Genomic DNA, 17,365 nt, shown 5'->3' with positions numbered 1-17,365 from the left:
TCTCTGGTCCTTTCGCTTCAGGAAGTCGTGGAAGTGCCTGGGCGGCGCTCGAACAGCTCGGCGCGCCCGCGCGCCGGGGCTGCGGCAATGGCGCTGGCCAGCGCGCGCTCGTCGCGCGCCACCACCACCTGGTCGTCCTGGCGTGTCAGCCGGCGCACCAGCGCCAGCCCGCTGCGCGGAAAATAGCTCACGCGCCGCGCGTGGGGTCCGCGCAGGTCCTGCGCCGCCACGCGGATGTTCTCTGTCTTGAGATAGCGCAGCACGAAGTCCGCGTTGCGGTCACCGATGTTCAGCGTGGTCATATTGGCCAGCACCGCACCGCCGCCGAACACCTTCGCCTCGAGCCGCTCGCGGCGCGCGCCGAGCTTGAGCAGTTCGTTGACCAGCACCTCGAGTGCGTAGCAACCGTAGCGCATCGACGGTGACAGCATGCGGTCCGCGCCGGCGCCCTCGTCGTCCGGCAGCATGAAGTGGTTCATGCCGCCGACGCCTGCCTGTTCGTCGCGGATGCAGGCCGCCACGCAGGAGCCCAGCACCGTGGTCAGCACCACGTCATCGCCGGTGACGTAGTACTCGTTGGGCAGCAGCTTGATCGCCTGCTTGCCGAACTCGCGGTCGAAGTAGGTGCGGGTGGCGATCGCCTCGGGTATTTGCAGTGTGTGCATCAGCCACCTCCGGCGCGCGCCGCGGACGATGCCAGCTCGTACACGGTCTGGCCGCGCAGCTGGAAGGCGCGCGTCACATAGGAGAAGTTCTCCGAGTGCCCGGCGAACAGCAGGCCGTGCGGCTTGAGCAGTGGCACGAAGCGTTCCAGGATGCGTCCCTGCGTCGGCTTGTCGAAGTAGATCATCACATTGCGGCAGAAGATCGCATCGAAGCGCGCCTGGATGCCCCAGTCCGGCGCGAGCAGGTTCAGCGGCGCGAAGTCGATGGTGGCTGCCAATTCCGGCTTGACCTTCACCGAGCCGGCCCGCTGCCCGTTGCCCTTGAGGAAGAAACGCTTGAGCTGCTCGGTCGGCAGCTTGGCCACCTGCTCCGCGGTATAGATGCCGCTGCGCGCCTTGGCCAGGACCTGGGTGTCGATATCGGTGGCCAGCACCGTGGCCGCGCGCTCGCCCAGGGCCTCGGCCAAGGTGATGGCGATCGAATACGGCTCCTCGCCGGTGGACGCGGCCGCGCACCACACCGAATAGGGCCGGCCGTGCTTCTTGGCATGCGCGGCCAGCAGCGGGAAGTGGTGTGCCTCGCGGAAGAACGCGGTCAGGTTGGTGGTCAGCGCGTTGGTGAAGAACTCCCACTCCGGCGAACGATCGTCGGCTTCCAGCTGCGCCAGGTAGCTGGAGAAATCGCTGAGCTGCAAGGCGCGCAAGCGGCGCGCCAGCCGGCTGTACACCATTTCCCGCTTCTGGCTGCCGAGCGAGATGCCCGCGCGCCGATGGATCAGCGCGCGGATCTTGTCGAAATCCCGCTCAGTGAGCAGGAAATCCCGCTGCTCGTCGCGCCGCGGGGCACCGGCGGCGGGCGCCAGCACGCTACGGGTACCGCCCGCCGCCGGGGCCGGTGAGCGTGGCTGCGTCATGTGCTGACTCCGCTGCTGCGTGGGCGAGGTCCGGGCCTCAGGCCACGGCGCTCTCGACCAGTTCCATCTCTGCGCTGGTCATCAGGCGCTCGATGTCGATCAGGATCAGCATGCGGCCATCGACACTGCCGAGGCCGGTCAGGTATTCGGTCGACACCGACACACCGAACTCGGGCGCGGGCTTGATCCCCTCGCCGGTGAGCGTCAGTACGTCGGACACGCCATCGACGACGATGCCGACCACGCGACCCGCGATGTTCAGGATGATCACCACCGTCTGGTGGTCGTAGCGCACGTTGCCCAGGCGGAACTTCAGGCGCAGGTCGACGATGGGCACGATCACGCCGCGCAGGTTGGTCACGCCCTTGATGAAGTCCGGCGCGTTGGCGATGCGGGTGACGGCGTCATAGCCGCGGATCTCCTGCACCTTGAGGATGTCGATGCCGTATTCCTCGGTGCCCAGCGTGAAGACGAGGAACTCCTGTCCCGCAGCCTCGCTGCCGGGCGTGTCGATATGTCCGATGCCGGCCATGTTGTCTTGTCCTCCAGAGCTTGAGCGGTTACTGCACGACCACCGCGTCGTGCCGGCGCACGCCGGTACGCTGCAGGGCGCCAACGTCGACGATCAGCGCCACGCTGCCGTCGCCCAGGATGGTGGCGGCGGAGATGCACGGCACCTTGCGGTAGTTGGTTTCCAGGTTCTTCAGCACCACCTGGTGCTGGCCGATCAGCTGGTCGACCAGCAGCGCAAAGCGCTTGCCTTCGGCCTGCAGGATCACCGCGATGCCCTGCGTGGGCTCACTCACGGCATCGGCCACGTTGAACACCTTGTGCAGCTCGAGCAGCGGCAGGTATTCGCCGCGCACGTGCATCACGCGTTCGGTGTTGGCGGCGGTGCGCACGTCTTCCTGCTTGGGCTGCAGCGACTCCATCACGCAGTTCAGCGGCAGGATGAAGGTTTCCGCGCCGACCTTGACCGACATGCCGTCAAGGATGGCCAGCGTCAGCGGCAGCACGATGCGGATGGTGGTGCCGTGGCCGGGACGCGATGCGATCTCGACATGCCCGCCCATTTCCTGGATGTTGCGCCTGACCACGTCCATGCCGACGCCGCGGCCGGACACGTCGGTCACGGCCTCGGCGGTGGAGAAGCCCGCCGCGAAGATGAGCGGCCAGACCTCCTCGTCCGGCATCGTCTCCGACACCGGCAAGCCGTTCTGCATCGCCTTGGCCAGGATCTTGTCGCGGCGCAGGCCGCCGCCGTCGTCGCTGACCTCGATGACGATATTGCCGCCATGATGCTGCGCCGACAGGATCAGCTGGCCGGTCGGGTCCTTGCCCGCGGCCACGCGCTTGTCCGGCGTCTCGATGCCGTGGTCCAGGCTGTTGCGCACGAGGTGGGTCAGCGGGTCGATGATCCGCTCGATCAGGCTCTTGTCGAGTTCGGTCGCCTTGCCGAATGTGACCAGGTCGATCTGCTTGCCCAGCTTGCCGGCGAGGTCGCGCACCAGGCGCGGGAAGCGCGAGAAGACATAGTCCATCGGCATCATGCGGATCGACATCACCGCTTCCTGCAGGTCGCGCGCGTTGCGCTCGAGCTGCCCCATGCCGGAAAAGAGCCGGTCGAACAGCACCGGGTCGAGCGTGGACGCGGTCTGCGCCAGCATCGACTGGGTGATCACCAGCTCGCCGACCAGGTTGATGATCTGGTCGACCTTCTCGGTGGCCACGCGGATGGAACCCGATTCATGGCCGTGGGCGGCCGCGGCCGGCGTTGCCTTGCCCTTGTCCTTGGCCGGCGCGGCCTGGGGCGCCGCGGGTGCCGCGGGTGCCGCGGGTGCCGCGGGTGCCGCGGGTGCCGCCGCAGCGGGCGCCTGCACGGCGGCAGCCGAGGCCGGCGCTGCCGCCGGCTCCGCTGCGCTGGCTGCCTCGGGCTGCGCCGGGGCCGGCTCCACCACGATCTGGTCGCCGTCGATCACGAAGCAGCAGACCGCGATGATGTCATCGGCGCTGCATTGGGTGGACAGCCAGATCGCCAGCTCGCCTTCCTGTTGCTGCTCGCCGGTGATCTCGCCCAGGTTGGCCAGCTCCTCGCGCAGCAGCGCCTGGTCGGCCGCCGACACCTTGAGCAGGCGCACCTTCAACGCACCGCCGGCCGGCGCCGACGCGGCCGGAGCGGGAGCCGGAGCCGCGACCGGTGCGGGCACGGGCGCAGGTGCGGCAGAAGCTTCGCCGTCGGCCTCGCGCGCCAGCTGCTGCAACACCGCGCAGATGCGCGCCATCGTTTCAGGATCGGGTTCGGTACCGTTTCGGTAAGCGTTGAGCTGATCTTGCAGCACGTCCTTGGTTTCCAGAAAGGTGTCGATGATGGTCCTCGACAGCGCCATCTCCCGCCGCCGGGTGCGGTCCAACAGGTTTTCCAGCAGGTGCGTGGTGTCAGTGAGCGCGGTGAAGCCGAAGGTGGCGGCGCCGCCCTTGATCGAATGCGCGGCGCGGAAGATCGCGTTGAGCTCTTCCGCGTCGGGGGCTTCCAGATCCAGGCCGAGCAGCAACTGCTCCATTTCTTCGAGGAGCTCCTCCGCTTCCTCGAAAAAGGTCTGGTAGAACTGCGTGATATCGATATCGACAGACATGGCCGTCCTGACTCTCTAGATTGCCTGGAGAGGCGTGCCGCCCGCGCGGGCCGCCCGCCTCATTTGCTCTTGCCCTGCGCTGCCGGCGCGCTGGCGGCCTCGCTCAGCGCGTCGCGCATTTCCTCTCCTGCCTGCCCGGCGCGGGCCTGCACGGCGACTTGTGCCGCGCTGGCGTTCTCCGCCTCGAAGCGGGCCTGCGCGCGCGAGTTCAGTACCACGATGCTGATGCGCCGGTTCACCGGTGCCAGCAGATCGGACCGGTCGAGCGGCATGGTCGCGGCCAGCCCGAGCACGCGCAGCACCTTGCCTTCGTTCATGCCGCCGCTGATCAGCTCGCGCCGCGATGCATTGGCGCGGTCGGCCGACAGCTCCCAGTTGCTGTAGTCGCGTTCGCCGTTGCTGTAGTTGGTCGCATCGGTGTGGCCGGACAGGCTGACCTTGTTGGGCATGTCGTTCAACACCGGCCCGATCTCGCGCAGGATGACCCGCATATAGGGTTCCACGCTGGCGCTGCCGGTGCGGAACATCGGGCGGTTCTGCGTATCCAGGATCTGGATGCGCAACCCCTCGCTGGTGATGTCGAGCAGCAGCTGCGGGCGGAACTGGCGCAGCACCGGGTTGTTCTCGATGATTTGCTCGAGCCGGTTCTTCAGGGCGCGCAGCCGCTGGCCCTCCTGCTGGTCGCGGCGCTTCTGCGCGGCGTCCGGGTCGTTGTCGGTCGCTCGCGCGACCTCGCCGTCCTGGTTGGTCGGGTCCTTGCCGCCGCCGGGAATCACGCTGGACGACAGGCTGCTCTTGTTGCCGCCGGCAATCGCCACCTTCAGCGGCGTGCGGAAGTACTCCGCCACGCCGACCAGCGCCTTGGGCGAGGCGGCACTCAGCAACCACAGCACCAGGAAGAAGGCCATCATCGCCGTCATGAAGTCGGCGTAGGCGATCTTCCAGCTATGGTTGCCGTGCGGCTTGGCGCGCGCCTTGCCACGACGGACCACGATCGGGCGCATCTCGTGCGAGTTGCTCATCGCAATGGCTCCTGCCCGTCAGGTGAGGCTCTTGACCTCGCGGACATGGTCGTCCAGTTCGAGGAAGGACGGGCGTTCGCTGGAGAACAGCACCTTGCGGCCGAACTCGACCGCCACCAGCGGCGCGTAGCCGTTGAGCGAGGCCAGCAGCGTGACTTTGATGCACTCGTACATCTTGACCGTCTCAGACACCTGGTGCTCGATGCGCGAGGCCAGCGGCGAAACGAAGCCGTAGGCCAGCAGGATGCCCAGGAAGGTGCCGACCATGGCGTGCGCGATCAGCGCCCCCAGCTCGGAGGGCGGCAGGTCGGCCGATGCCAGCGCGTGCACCACGCCCATCACGGCGGCCACAATGCCGAAGGCGGGCAGCCCATCGCCGACGCGCGCCAGCGCATGGGCCGGCACCTCCGCCTCGTCGCGGAAAGTCTCGATCTCGTGGTCCATCAGCGCCTCGATCTCGAAGGCGTTCATATTCCCGTTGACCATCATGCGCAGATAGTCAGTCAGGAATTCCATCATGATGGGATCCGCCAGGATGCGCGGGTACTGGCTGAAGACGCTGCTGGCGGCGGGATCGGCAATCTCCTTCTCGAGGAAGAGGATGCCTTCGCGGCGCGCCTTGGACAACAGCACGTAGAGCAGCGCCATCACTTCCATGTACAGCGCCTTGTTATAGCGGCTGCTGCGGAACAGCTTGGGCAGCGCGCGCACCGTGGCCTTCAGCGCCTTGCCACTATTGGCGCTCACGAAGGCACCGAGGGCAGCGCCCCCGATGATCACAAGTTCTGCCGGCTGGTAAAGCGCGCCCATATGACCGCCCGTCATGGCGTACCCGCCAAGCACGGCAGCCAGCACGATGACATAGCCGATGACTACTAGCACGATGATTCCCCGTCAGATAAACACGTCAGGCGCGCAGCGGCGCGCCGGGACCGGTACAGCGGCCGCATGCAGACACTGTCCCGGACCCGCGCTCGCCCGGCCCGGACGAACCGCGCTCAGGCTGCGGCTCGATTGGACGGGGCGTCCTTCGAGAGCTTCTTCGCCTTGCCTGCCCGCGACGGCGGCCGGCACAGACTGCACACGAACCGCGCGTGCGGTTCATAAGCGTGCGTCACGAACTGGCCACCGCAGCAGGTGCAGGTGGAAAGCTGGAGCATATTGCTCTCGAAAAACCTTACTAACGTCCAGGCACGGGTGAAACTTAAGACAATTTCGCTTCCCAGCAGCGAAACATGCTCCAGGTAGAGCCGGTAGCTGGCGACCACACCGCGGATGCCGGCCGTCTCGCCCTGCTTGACCATGAACTGGTACGCGGAGAAGAACAAGGAGGAGTGGATATTCGGCAGCCAGGTAGTAAACCAGTCTGTCGAGAAGGGCAGCATGCCCTTGGGCGGAGAGACGCCGCGCAGTTCCTTGTACAGGCGGATGAGACGGTCGCGCGAGAGCGTGGTCTCGGCCTCCAGCACCTGGAGCCGGGCACCGAGCCCGATCAGCTCGATTGCCAGTTGGGTCTGGTTGGCGTCCTGCAGGACGCTTTTGCGGTTGGGCACCGGAGCCGCGGTGAAACTCCGGGCAGGCTGAGCCTGGAGCAGCGCGGTCAATTGAGGGACTCCAGCGGCTGGCGCGCCAACAGGATGGCAGCGTGTATCTGCTGCATGTCGTGGCCCTTCGCGGTATGCGTCAGGCTGGACAGGAGCGCGTGATCGTCGAAGCGGAAGCGGCACAGCACCATATTGGAGGCGGCCAGCTTGACGAGTTGTGCTGAGGTCAGCTTGGCAAGAATGTCGGCAATTTCCTTGCTGACGCCAAGCCTGAACATGGCTTCGACTTGATTCTCGCGCACAAGCCGTTGCGCGAGCAGCAGATAAGCGAGGTTAACCTCCCTGATCTCCTGGAGAACTTCACTGCTTTCCAATTTTTCCCCGCTACCAAAAAACCCGCCGATCGCTTGTCCAGCGCTTACCGACTGCTTGAGCAGCCGGCGGCCAGATCGTGTGTATGCAATTCGGGCAGGTACAACGCACGACAAAAGAGACTGCCACCCGCCACACTTAACCGAAGCGTTACAAATGTTACAGAGTGTAAGTGCGGCTGCTACGTTTATATCGGCAATCCGACCCACCTGCCAATCCCCACTTACGTTGGGGTCGAATGCAATGTCGCACCAAACATACATGAGGCCGCGATTCTGGCAGGTGTCATATAGCTGTCATCTGATCTGCATCAAAGATGTAGCGATACGGTAGCCGTCTTGGTACAGGACAACGCGCTGCTTGCGTGCATTCCACTATTGACGAGCGAGGCGTCAATAGACTAGTCCGCCGAATCATTGGATTGGGAGATGAAGGACATGCAATGCGGGAGTCGGCGCTAGACGCAAAGCGCGGCAATAGCACGGCTATTGCGAGCATTTGCAACGATCCCGCTGAGTCGCCCCAGCCCGCATGGCGTGGTGGGGACCAGCCGATTTCAATGATTCAGTGGGCTAGCAGCCGACGCAGCCAGGCCGCGATCCTGGCGAAGACGTCGTTGGGCTCTTCGCGGAAGAGTTCTGGACGCGCGTGCGTGAGTTGATCCATGACGCGGCTGACCTCGTCAGCGTTGACCGAGCCGTACTCAAGCGCCAGCCCCAGCAGCGCCCTCACCTCGCCGACACGCGAGCGGGCCAGTGCCGGGTTGCGCTCGGTCTGCACCGCGTACATCAGGTCGTAGGCGCGCGAGCGGAAGCTCTCGGCCACCCGCCAGGCCGGCGTCAGCATGCGCTGCTCGACCGCCCGCACGTCCATCGCGGAGGCGGCGATCTGGGCCGCCAATGACTCGGTGAAGCTGGCGTCCGCGCCGGAGTCGGCCAGGATCTGCTCCGCCCATTGCCGCGCCTGCTCTTGTTTCTGCTGCGGCGTCCAATCGGCCTGCGTGACCAGCGCGAAGCCAAAGCGCTCGGCATCGCGCATCAGCGCCGACAGCGCATTGGGCAGCTGCTTGTCGAACACCCGCTTGACCCAGGCGTACTCGCCGCTGGACAACAGGCGGCCGACGGCACGCTCCGTCAGCGGCGATTCCTGATCCAGCAGGCGCGCACGCAGGAACGCCTCGAAGGTCGGCGGGGCAAACTCGCGGTCCATGCCGGTGGAGAGGCGGACAAACTGTTCGAAGGCGGCCTTCAGCCTGGCCAGGGCCTCCTCTGGCAGGGCCAGGGTCACATCGCTATGCATTTAGGTTCGCAGAAGGGCTCGCAGAAACGGGTACGGTCCTGCCTTTCCCGATGCCCGGCGGCCTTAGCAGGGGCCAGGCATGCGTCGAAGGCAGTCAGGTCAGAACGCGCTCCAGTCGCCGCTGTCGGCCGCTGCGGCGGGCACGGCCGCTGCGGGACGCGCGACAGGCACGGCCGGCGCCGGCCGCGACGCTGCCGCTGCGCCGGTGCCGACGCTCGGCTCACGGCGCGCCGCGCGTGCAGCGGCCGATTGCGTCAGCGCCGCCTTGGGCGTGCCCGCCGCCTTGGCGGCGGCCGGCGTCATCCGGTCGGCCGCAGCCAGGCGGAAGTGGGCCACCGATTCCTGCAGCTTGCCGGCCTGGTCTTCGAGCGAGCCGGCCGCGGCCGCTGCTTCTTCCACCAGCGCCGCGTTCTGCTGCGTCACCTCGTCCATCTGCGCCACGGCCTGGTTCACCTGCTCGATGCCCGAGCTCTGCTCGGCCGAGGCCGCGCTGATCTCGCCCATGATGTCGGTGACGCGCTTGACCGCCTGCACGATCTCTTCCATCGTCCGACCGGCCTGGCCCACCAGCGTGGTGCCGTTGTCCACGCGCGAAACCGTATCCCCGATCAGGCCCTTGATTTCCTTGGCCGCGTTCGCGCTGCGCTGCGCCAGGCTGCGCACTTCGCCGGCCACCACCGCAAAGCCGCGGCCCTGCTCGCCGGCGCGCGCGGCTTCCACCGCCGCATTCAGCGCCAGGATGTTGGTCTGGAAGGCAATCCCTTCGATCACGCCGATGATGTCGACGATCTTCTTCGACGCCTCGTTGATCTCCTCCATCGTCTCGACCACACGGCCCACCACCTCGCCGCCCTTGAGCGCGGTCTCCGAGGCATTGGCCGCCAGACCGCTGGCCTGGCGCGCGTTGTCCGCGTTTTGCTTGACCGTGCCGGTCAGCTCTTCCATGCTCGACGCCGTCTCTTCGAGCGAGGCGGCCTGCTGCTCGGTACGCTGCGACAGGTCACTGTTGCCGGCGGCAATCTGGCGCGACGCCGACGCGATCGACTCGGCCGAGACCTTGAACCCGTGCACCATGTGCGACAGTTCCTGTTGCATCTGACCCATCGCATGCACCAGGCTGTTCTTGTCGCCCGGGCGCGTCTTCACCGCGGTAGAGAAGTCACCGGAGGCAATGCGCGCAGCAATGGCCGCCGCATAGCCGGGCTCCCCGCCAAGCTGGCGCGCCAGCGCGCGGGCAACGAAGTAGCCGAGCAGAACCGATGCCGCCAGGCCGCCCAGCACCAGCACGAGCATCCAGACGCGGGTCGCATCGTAGACGCCGCGCGCTTCTTCCATATTGCTGCGGGCCCGGTCGTCGCGGCGCTTGACCATCTTGGCCATCACATCCTCGAGCGCGTGGCTGGCCTTGAGCAGCTCGGCACTTTCCGTAAACACCTGGCTATCGAACTGCGAGGTGTCGAGCGGCTGCTTGCCGACCATCTCGACGTACTTGAGCATGCGCTCGCGATAGGCGGGCATCAGTGTCTCGTACTGCTTGACCAGCGCCTGGCCTTCCTGCTGGATGAAAGAAGGCTTGGCCTTGCGGATGCGCTCATCGAGCGTGGCCAGGGATTTTTCGATCAGCTCCTTCTCGGCGGAGCGCTCACCCATGGTGGACGCCGACAGCAGTCCGATCTGGGCGCGGCTGACGTAGACAAGGTTGATATTGCCGTCCTGGACCGCCTTGAGCGCCTGCAGATCCTCGTTGTAGATCTTACCGGTCCACTCGGCCATGCGGCCCATGTTCACCACGCCGAGCAGCCCCATCACGGCGCCGATGACGGCCACGACGAGAAAGCCGGCAATCAGCCTTGTCGTGACGCGCAGTTGATTGAACCATTGCATGACAACTACCCCCTTGTCTTGAATAGATGCGACGGCGCCCGTGCTGCCCCCGCTGGATTGCTTCTTTCGGCTTCTTTTAGCTGCTTTCAGCTTCTTTTCACTTCTTTGTGCTTCCAGGCTGCGGCGCCGAGCGCCCCCCGCTCAGCCGCCAGCGCTGTCCGCTGCCGGCTGCAGCGCCAGGTCGGCCCGACGCGGGCGCTGCGGCCTGGCTTCAGCCTGCAGGCTGATGCGGAAGGTCGCAACGGCCTCGCGCAGCCTGCCGGCCTGGTCTTCGAGCGAGCCGGCCGCGGCCGCTGCCTCTTCCACCAGCGCCGCGTTCTGCTGCGTCACCTCGTCCATCTGCGCCACGGCCTGGCTCACCTGTTCGATGCCCGAGCTCTGCTCGGCCGAGGCCGTGCGGATCTCGCCCATGATGTCGGTGACGCGCTTGACCGCCTGCACGATCTCTTCCATCGTCTGACCGGCCTGCCCCACCAGCGTGGTGCCGTTGTCCACGCGCGCGACCGTATCCCCGATCAGGCCCTTGATTTCCTTGGCCGCGTTCGCGCTGCGCTGCGCCAGGCCGCGCACCTCGCCGGCCACCACCGCGAAGCCGCGGCCCTGCTCGCCGGCACGCGCGGCTTCCACCGCCGCATTCAGCGCCAGGATGTTGGTCTGGAAGGCAATCCCTTCGATCACGCCGATGATGTCGACGATCTTCTTCGACGCCTCGTTGATCTCCTCCATCGTCTCGACCACACGGCCCACCACCTCGCCGCCCTTGAGCGCGGTTTCCGAGGCGTTGACGGCCATGTCGCTGGCCTGGCGCGCGTTGTCCTCGTTCTGCTTGACCGCGCCGGTCAGCTCTTCCATGCTCGACGCCGTCTGTTCGAGCGAGGCGGCCTGCTGCTCGGTGCGCTGCGACAGGTCGTTGTTGCCGGCAGCCACCTGGCGCGTCGCCGTGGCGATGCTGCTCATGCCTTCCTGGATTTCATTGACCACCGACAGCAGGCTGCGCTGCATGGTCTGCATCGCCTGCGCCAGCGCCCCCACCTCGTCGGCCGCCTGGTATTCGAAACGGGTGGTCAGGTCGCCCGCGCCCATGCGCAGTGCGAAGTCGAGCATCTCCTCGACCGGACGGTGCACGCGCGCCAGCAGATGCGAGCCGGCTGAGAAGGCGCACAACACGGCCAGGCCGAAGCCGCCCCAGAGCCAGGGCCGCAGCGCCGACAGCGTCTCGGCGCCCTGGAGCTCCGCGGCTACCAGCGTCAGCAGGAAACAAGCCACCGCAGCGCCCTGCGACCAGATGATGCGGCGCTTCAGGTTGAGGCGGAGCAGGCGTCCGGCCCAGCCCAGCGGCCCGCGCCGCACCACCGCGCCGCCGCACACCATCAGGCCGCTGTCGCCTGCGCGGATGCGCGCATAGACGGCGCCCGCCGCTTCGGCCTGCTCGGGGGCCGCCATCGCCCGCACCGAGGTGTAGCCGATGATCTGGCCATCCACGCGCGTGGGCGTGACCGTGGCATTGACCCAGTAGAAGTCGCCGTTCTTGCGCCTGTTCTTCACCAACCCGCGCCAGGAATGGCCAGCCTGGAGCGATTGCCACAAGTCGGCGAACGCCTCCGGCGGCATGTCGGGATGGCGCACCAGGTTATGCGGCGCGCCCATCAACTCCTCATGCGAATAGCCGCTTGCCTCCACGAAGGCCCGGTTGGCGAACGTGATTCGCCCCTTCAGGTCTGTGCGCGAGATCAGGTAATCGGTCGGGGAGAGCTTGTACTCGTGGTGGGTGACTGGCTGGTTGTTTCGCATGTTCGCAATTGCGGCTGGGGCAAGGCCGGGGGGCCGCCGGGATCAGGCCGCGGCAGCCGCGTCGAGCGCGGCGAGTTCTTCGGTGTCAAGCAGCTTCTCGATGTCGACGAGAATCAGCATGCGGTCCTCGATTGAGCCCAGCCCGCGGATGTAGTCGGTATCCATATCACCCGACAGCAGCGGTGCGGCCTTGATCTGCGAGGGCGCCAGCGTCAGCACGTCCGACACGCCGTCGACCACGATGCCGGTGGTGCGGTGGTGCAGATCGACGATGATCACCACCGTGTACTGGTCATAGCTGACCTTTTCCTGGCTGAACTTGATGCGCAGGTCGATGATGGGCACGATGGTGCCGCGCAGGTTGACCACGCCCTTCAGATAGGCCGGCGCGTTGGCAATCTGGGTGACCGCCTCGTAGCCGCGGATCTCCTGTACCTTCAGGATATCCACGCCGTATTCTTCCTTGCCGAGCCGGAATGCCAGGAACTCCGCGCCGGCACCGTCGGCCTTGATGTTGTCTCTCATCTTCCGCTCCTGTTGTCTACCCGTGAAGTGCGGGCATGCCGGCACATCGGCCACATCGGCGCATGGCGCCGGACCCGCCACGACGCCACGACGCCAGCTTCAGCCTCCGTGATAACGGCAGGCCAGCGCGTGCCTGAAGGCCCACATCGATCGCCCTTCACCCCACGTCGGTAGGGTTCATCAGCGCCCCGACGGCAAGCAGCAGTTCCTCGGGATCGAAGGGCTTGCCGAGAAAGCCGGAGGCGCCGGCCTCGCGCGCCCGCGTGCGCACCGCGTCATCGGCCTCGGTGCTCAGCACCAGGATGGGCAGACGGGCGTGACGCGGATTGCCGCGCAGGGCGCGGATCAGCCCCAGCCCGTCGATGCCAGGCATGACCAGATCGGTCACCACCAGGGAGAAATCCGCTCCCGATGCCAGGGCGCACGCCTGTGCGCCGTCGCTGGCCTCGGCAACGGAATGGCCGGCGGCGCGCAGGCAGGCGGCGATCATGCCGCGCAGCGAAGGCGAATCGTCGACGACAAGGATGCTCGTGGAAGACATGGCGACTCCATAGGTCCGGCGTGCGGGCGCCGCTCCGAGGCACGGAGCGGCCGGCGCCACGGGCACCGGCCGACGCCACCGCGCCTGCGGTGGATAACGGCACAGCGGGCCACATCTTTAGCGCCCGTTGCAGAATGGCGAACGGACGCGCTGGCTGGCGCGGGCGCTCAGGCCGGCGCCGGCTCCCGGTCGCGCAGCAGGGCCGAGAATTGACCCGGCCCCAGCGGGCGCGCGAGCAGGTAGCCCTGCACTTCGTCGCACCCCATGCCGGCAAGGATGTCGAGCTGCGAGGCCGATTCCACGCCCTCGGCCACCACGCGCATGCGCAGCTCGTGAGCCAGCGCCACCATCGAACCCACGATGGCGCGCCCCTGGGCATCGGCATCGAGCCCGCCGATCAGGGTGCGGTCGATCTTCAGCGTGCCCACGCGCAGGCGTTTCAGGTAGCCCAGGCTGGAGTAGCCGCTGCCGAAATCGTCCAGCGCCACGTGAATGCCCAGCGCCTGCAACTCTGCCAGGGTTTCGAGCGACTTGCCGATGTCCTTCATCGCCGCCGTCTCGGTGATCTCCAGCGTGATCGCCGAGGGCGGGATGTCCTGCTGATGGATCTGCTCCATCAGGTATTGGGGAAAGTTGCGGCTGGCGAAGCGCAGTCCCGAGACATTGATCGCGACCGGCACGGTCGGCAGCCCCTGGTCGCGCCACTGCTTTACCTGGCGGCAGACGGAGGCGATCACCCAGTCGTCGAGCTTGTCGATCTGGCCCGACTGCTCGGCCACCATGATGAACTCCGCCGGATTGACCGCGCCCAGCGCGGCATGCCGCCAGCGGCAGAGCGCCTCCGCGCCCACCACCTTGCGCTGCTTGACGTCGAACTTGGGCTGGTATTCCAGCGACAGGGCATCATCCTCGATGGCCGGCCACAGGTCCCGCCGTATCACGCGCACCCGGCGTGCGCGCTCGCCCGCCGCCGAGCTGAACTGGCGCATCTGGTTGGAACCGCTTTCGCGCGCCTCGCTCAGGCTGACGCGAGCCGCCTGCATCAGCGTCTCGGAAGTCTGGGCATCGCGCGGGTAGATGGCGATGCCGATATTCACCCCGATCTGCATCTGCAGCCCGCGCGCGGCGACAAACTCGCCCAGCGATCCGAGCAGGCGCGAGCCAAGCTCCTGGGCCCGGCCGTAGCTGACCAGTTCCGGCACGCCGACCGCGAACTCGTCGCGCGCCAGCCGCGCAAGGAAGTCATGGGGCTCCAGCACGGCCTGCGCCAGCGCGCTGGCGTCCTGGGCCAGGATGTCGTCGGCGCGCACCTCGAACACCTCGTCGACCTCGCGGAAGTCGGCGATATGCACCAGCAGCACGGCGCAACTCGTGTCGGCAAACCGCGCATGCGCGATCGATTGTTCCAGCCAGCGCGCAAAGGCCGCCCGGTCGGGCAGTTCATCGACCACGCTGTATTCGCCGACCTCGTGGTCACCGCCCGCGGTGGGACGCACGGTCAGCCGGCCGGGATTGCGCCCGTGGGCACGGCGAACGAGGCCGCCGCCGTCAAGCGCACGGCCCAGGGCGCGCGGATCGGCCCCGTCATCCAGCGCGTTCACGATGCGCGCCTGCGCTGGCGTGCCGAAGCGCGAGCGCAGGCCTAGCACCAGCCACGTCATCATGGCCAGCGAGAGCACGCCGAGCGCCAGCCATGCCGGCGACGGCGCCTCGAAAGACGCCAGGCACGCGCGCGGCGACACGGCGCCGCGATGGCCGCATACCCGGCCCACTTCCATGCCAGCCGTCGCCATCGCGCCGGTGACGACCAGGGCGGCGATCACAGAGGCGCTGCGCCAGCGCAGAAGAGCGCGTCGCAGCAGCTTGAAAGCGGCAGCAAGCACGGCGCCCAGTCCAAGCGCGGCGATGCCGGCCTGCGGCGTTTCGCCGAGGTCCCGCACGCCGCCAGCGACGAGCACGATCCACGCAGGCAGGCCGACCGAGGCGCAAGCGCCCAGCATCAGCATCCAATGCATGGAGCGGAGGTTCCACCGGCCCGGCGCGCGTTGCCCGCCGGCCGCCCCAAGGCCCAGGCCGATGGCCAGACACAGCGAGACGACGAGTAGCAGGAGGCTATCAATCATTGCAGACAAGCGGCCGGCAATGGCAGCCGCGTGTATTGGGTGGGCACAACGTGGGCAAAAGCACGCATCATGTCATTTCAGGTGCGCCATGTGAACCCGGTGGGCGATTCGCGGCGCGCCTAGAAGGCGCTCCAGTCATCGCCAGCCGGTGCCGGCGTCGCAATGGCCGGACGCAGCGCCGGCACAGCCGCCGCGCGGGGGCGCAATTGCGGCTGCGGCCGCGACTGCGAGGATTGCGCCGCAGCCACCGCCTTCGCCGCGGCCGGCTGGCCGGAGACGCCGGCCAGCTGGAAGACGGACACCACGCTCTTGAGCTTCTGTGCCTGCTCCTCGAGCGCGCCGGCGGCCGCGGCCGCCTCCTCGACCAGCGCAGCATTCTGCTGGGTCACCTGGTCCATCTGGCCCACGGCCTGGCTGACCTGCTCGATTCCGCTGGTCTGTTCCTGCGAGGCAGCGCCGATCTCGTTCATGATGTCGGTCACGCGCTTGACGGCGTGGACGATCTCGCCCATCGTCTGCCCGGCTTCGGCCACCAGTCGGGTGCCGCTCTCGACGCGGCGCCCCGACTCGCCGATCAGCGCCTCGATTTCCTTGGCCGCCGCCGCAGAACGCTGCGCCAGGCTGCGCACTTCGCCGGCCACCACCGCAAACCCGCGGCCCTGTTCACCGGCGCGCGCGGCCTCCACTGCCGCGTTCAGCGCCAGGATATTGGTCTGAAAGGCGATCCCTTCGATCACGCCGATGATTTCGACCACCTTGCGCGAAGCGCCGTTGATCTCATTCATCGTGTCGACGACGCGGCCCACGACCTCGCCGCCCTTGAGGGCGATCTGCGAGGCCTCGCCGGCGAGCACGCCTGCCTCGCGGGCATTGTCCGCATTCTGGCGCACCACTGTGGTCAGCTCTTCCATGCTGGCGGCGGTCTGCTCGAGCGATGAGGCCTGTTCTTCGGTCCGCTGCGACAGGTCCTGGTTCCCGCTCGCGATCTGCTGCGTGGCGGAGGCCATGGAGTCCGCCCCCCCGCGCACCTCGGCGACGACCTTCGACAGGCTGTCCTGCATGGCCGCAAGCGCCTGCATCATGCGCCCGACCTCGTTGCGGGAGACACTGGTGATGCGCGACGTCAGGTCGCCGCGCGCGATACGCTCGAACACCGCCAGCGCTTCCTGCACCGGCGCGACGATGGCGCGCTGCAGGCCGATGGCGCAGAACAGGGCGGTCAGCAGGCCGATGGCGATCAGGACGATGGAGAGCACGCGCACCTGCTGGAAACGGCTCTGCGCGTATTCGAAATTGGCCCGGCCCGCCTTCAACTGGAAGTCCTGCAGCGCTTCGTGCGCGGTCACCATGGTCCGCTGGAGTTCCGGCAGGTTCTTCTTCACCAGCCGCGCGGCCGTCTCCTGGTCGCCGGCCAGGAGGGCACGCTGCAGAGGCAGCACGCCCTGCGCCATGAAGGCCTCGCGGGTGCGGCCCAGCTGCGCAGCCAGCGCCTTCTCCTCGTCCGTCTGGGGCAGGCTCATATAGCGGTCCCAGGCCGTGGCGGAACTGTCGACGAACACCTTGGAGCGCGCGACGACCGCCTCCATGTCCTCGCCCGGCAAGGTGCCGCGATCCAGCGCCAGGCGCGTGCGCGTGGTGCCCAGCATGGCCTCGGCCAGGTTCACCGCCGACGCCAGCTGGTTGGAATAGGTTTCCTGCAGCGAACGGTTGCTCTGCGAGATGCCGTACAGGCCCGCCGCGCCAAGCAGGAGCAGCAGCGCCGACAGCGTTGCCATCGCGCCGCGCAACAGCGTCTTGATCTCTATGTTTTTATGAAAGGACATGATGCACCTTGGACAAGACGTACCCGGCGGGGCACGCCTACGCCCCTTGGTTGGCAGACCGACTTCCCGATGACCCACTCGCAGGATATCGGCCGGCCGGGGACGTTCTTGAGTCACCCCGAGCGCAGCGGAATATACCAAACGCGTCCTTTTTGCTTTGCCGGGATTGTTATGCCGGCATCACTATTCGGCAATTCATGGCGCATCGTGGCGCTATCTTGCCGGAATG

The 17,365-nt window shown here is 67.1% G+C and carries 15 protein-coding genes; all 15 read right to left on the bottom strand.

Annotated elements, in window-relative coordinates; genetic code table 11:
- Positions 1-17 precede the first annotated feature (17 nt).
- The 15 genes from cheD to AC1Z3O_RS20455 all read right to left on the bottom strand — a co-directional run bounded on the left by cheD (position 18) and on the right by AC1Z3O_RS20455 (position 17,136).
- A complete protein-coding gene (gene cheD / locus AC1Z3O_RS20525; protein WP_483517727.1) occupies positions 18-665 on the bottom strand; it encodes a chemoreceptor glutamine deamidase CheD in 648 nt (215 codons plus the stop codon).
- The gene (locus AC1Z3O_RS20520) at positions 665-1,579 is read right to left on the bottom strand and encodes a CheR family methyltransferase (protein ID WP_483517726.1); all 915 of its coding nucleotides are present in this window, start codon (positions 1,577-1,579) and stop codon (positions 665-667) included. The genes cheD and AC1Z3O_RS20520 overlap by 1 nt, the downstream gene beginning before the upstream one ends.
- A gap of 37 nt (positions 1,580-1,616) precedes the next feature.
- Positions 1,617-2,111: a chemotaxis protein CheW gene (gene cheW / locus AC1Z3O_RS20515; protein ID WP_483517725.1), complete on the bottom strand. Its 495-nt coding sequence runs from the start codon at positions 2,109-2,111 to the stop codon at positions 1,617-1,619.
- A gap of 28 nt (positions 2,112-2,139) precedes the next feature.
- Positions 2,140-4,212, bottom strand: coding sequence for a chemotaxis protein CheA (gene cheA / locus AC1Z3O_RS20510; RefSeq protein ID WP_483517724.1), 2,073 nt, complete (start codon positions 4,210-4,212; stop codon positions 2,140-2,142).
- Between the two features lie 59 nt (positions 4,213-4,271).
- Positions 4,272-5,234, bottom strand: coding sequence for a flagellar motor protein MotB (gene motB / locus AC1Z3O_RS20505; RefSeq protein WP_483517723.1), 963 nt, complete (start codon positions 5,232-5,234; stop codon positions 4,272-4,274).
- A gap of 18 nt (positions 5,235-5,252) precedes the next feature.
- On the bottom strand, positions 5,253-6,116 hold the full coding sequence (gene motA / locus AC1Z3O_RS20500) for a flagellar motor stator protein MotA (RefSeq protein WP_483517722.1): 864 nt from the start codon (positions 6,114-6,116) through the stop codon (positions 5,253-5,255).
- 116 nt (positions 6,117-6,232) lie between these two features.
- Positions 6,233-6,838, bottom strand: a complete 606-nt coding sequence (gene flhC, locus AC1Z3O_RS20495; protein WP_483517721.1) for a flagellar transcriptional regulator FlhC — start codon at positions 6,836-6,838, stop codon at positions 6,233-6,235.
- A complete protein-coding gene (gene flhD, locus AC1Z3O_RS20490; RefSeq protein ID WP_483517720.1) occupies positions 6,835-7,152 on the bottom strand; it encodes a flagellar transcriptional regulator FlhD in 318 nt (105 codons plus the stop codon). The genes flhC and flhD overlap by 4 nt, the downstream gene beginning before the upstream one ends.
- A gap of 562 nt (positions 7,153-7,714) precedes the next feature.
- Positions 7,715-8,449, bottom strand: a complete 735-nt coding sequence (locus AC1Z3O_RS20485) for a DUF4088 family protein (RefSeq protein WP_483517719.1) — start codon at positions 8,447-8,449, stop codon at positions 7,715-7,717.
- Between the two features lie 99 nt (positions 8,450-8,548).
- Complete coding sequence (locus AC1Z3O_RS20480; protein ID WP_483517718.1) at positions 8,549-10,333, bottom strand: methyl-accepting chemotaxis protein; 1,785 nt, start codon at positions 10,331-10,333, stop codon at positions 8,549-8,551.
- A gap of 141 nt (positions 10,334-10,474) precedes the next feature.
- The gene (locus AC1Z3O_RS20475) at positions 10,475-12,124 is read right to left on the bottom strand and encodes a methyl-accepting chemotaxis protein (RefSeq protein WP_483517717.1); all 1,650 of its coding nucleotides are present in this window, start codon (positions 12,122-12,124) and stop codon (positions 10,475-10,477) included.
- Positions 12,125-12,166: 42 nt separating this feature from the next.
- Entirely contained in the window at positions 12,167-12,649 is a 483-nt protein-coding gene (locus AC1Z3O_RS20470) for a chemotaxis protein CheW (RefSeq protein WP_483517716.1), read from the bottom strand.
- Positions 12,650-12,806: 157 nt separating this feature from the next.
- Positions 12,807-13,190, bottom strand: coding sequence for a response regulator (locus tag AC1Z3O_RS20465; protein ID WP_483517715.1), 384 nt, complete (start codon positions 13,188-13,190; stop codon positions 12,807-12,809).
- Between the two features lie 167 nt (positions 13,191-13,357).
- Entirely contained in the window at positions 13,358-15,322 is a 1,965-nt protein-coding gene (locus tag AC1Z3O_RS20460; protein WP_483517714.1) for a putative bifunctional diguanylate cyclase/phosphodiesterase, read from the bottom strand.
- Positions 15,323-15,432: 110 nt separating this feature from the next.
- Entirely contained in the window at positions 15,433-17,136 is a 1,704-nt protein-coding gene (locus AC1Z3O_RS20455) for a methyl-accepting chemotaxis protein (protein ID WP_483517713.1), read from the bottom strand.
- Positions 17,137-17,365: the final 229 nt, after the last annotated feature.

The sequence above is a fragment of the Cupriavidus sp. 09_S30 genome, from assembly GCF_056930435.1.
This window is presented reverse-complemented; position numbering and strand designations above follow the sequence as displayed.

Excerpts from the sequence above, each read along its gene's own strand:
- cheD (WP_483517727.1), bottom strand. The coding sequence starts at position 665 with ATGCACACACTGCAAATACCCGAGGCGATCGCCACCCGCACCTACTTC.
- AC1Z3O_RS20520 (WP_483517726.1), bottom strand. The coding sequence starts at position 1,579 with ATGACGCAGCCACGCTCACCGGCCCCGGCGGCGGGCGGTACCCGTAGC.
- cheW (WP_483517725.1), bottom strand. The coding sequence starts at position 2,111 with ATGGCCGGCATCGGACATATCGACACGCCCGGCAGCGAGGCTGCGGGA.
- cheA (WP_483517724.1), bottom strand. The coding sequence starts at position 4,212 with ATGTCTGTCGATATCGATATCACGCAGTTCTACCAGACCTTTTTCGAG.
- motB (WP_483517723.1), bottom strand. The coding sequence starts at position 5,234 with ATGAGCAACTCGCACGAGATGCGCCCGATCGTGGTCCGTCGTGGCAAG.
- AC1Z3O_RS20485 (WP_483517719.1), bottom strand. The coding sequence starts at position 8,449 with ATGCATAGCGATGTGACCCTGGCCCTGCCAGAGGAGGCCCTGGCCAGG.
- AC1Z3O_RS20480 (WP_483517718.1), bottom strand. The coding sequence starts at position 10,333 with ATGCAATGGTTCAATCAACTGCGCGTCACGACAAGGCTGATTGCCGGC.
- AC1Z3O_RS20475 (WP_483517717.1), bottom strand. The coding sequence starts at position 12,124 with ATGCGAAACAACCAGCCAGTCACCCACCACGAGTACAAGCTCTCCCCG.
- AC1Z3O_RS20470 (WP_483517716.1), bottom strand. The coding sequence starts at position 12,649 with ATGAGAGACAACATCAAGGCCGACGGTGCCGGCGCGGAGTTCCTGGCA.
- AC1Z3O_RS20465 (WP_483517715.1), bottom strand. The coding sequence starts at position 13,190 with ATGTCTTCCACGAGCATCCTTGTCGTCGACGATTCGCCTTCGCTGCGC.
- AC1Z3O_RS20455 (WP_483517713.1), bottom strand. The coding sequence starts at position 17,136 with ATGTCCTTTCATAAAAACATAGAGATCAAGACGCTGTTGCGCGGCGCG.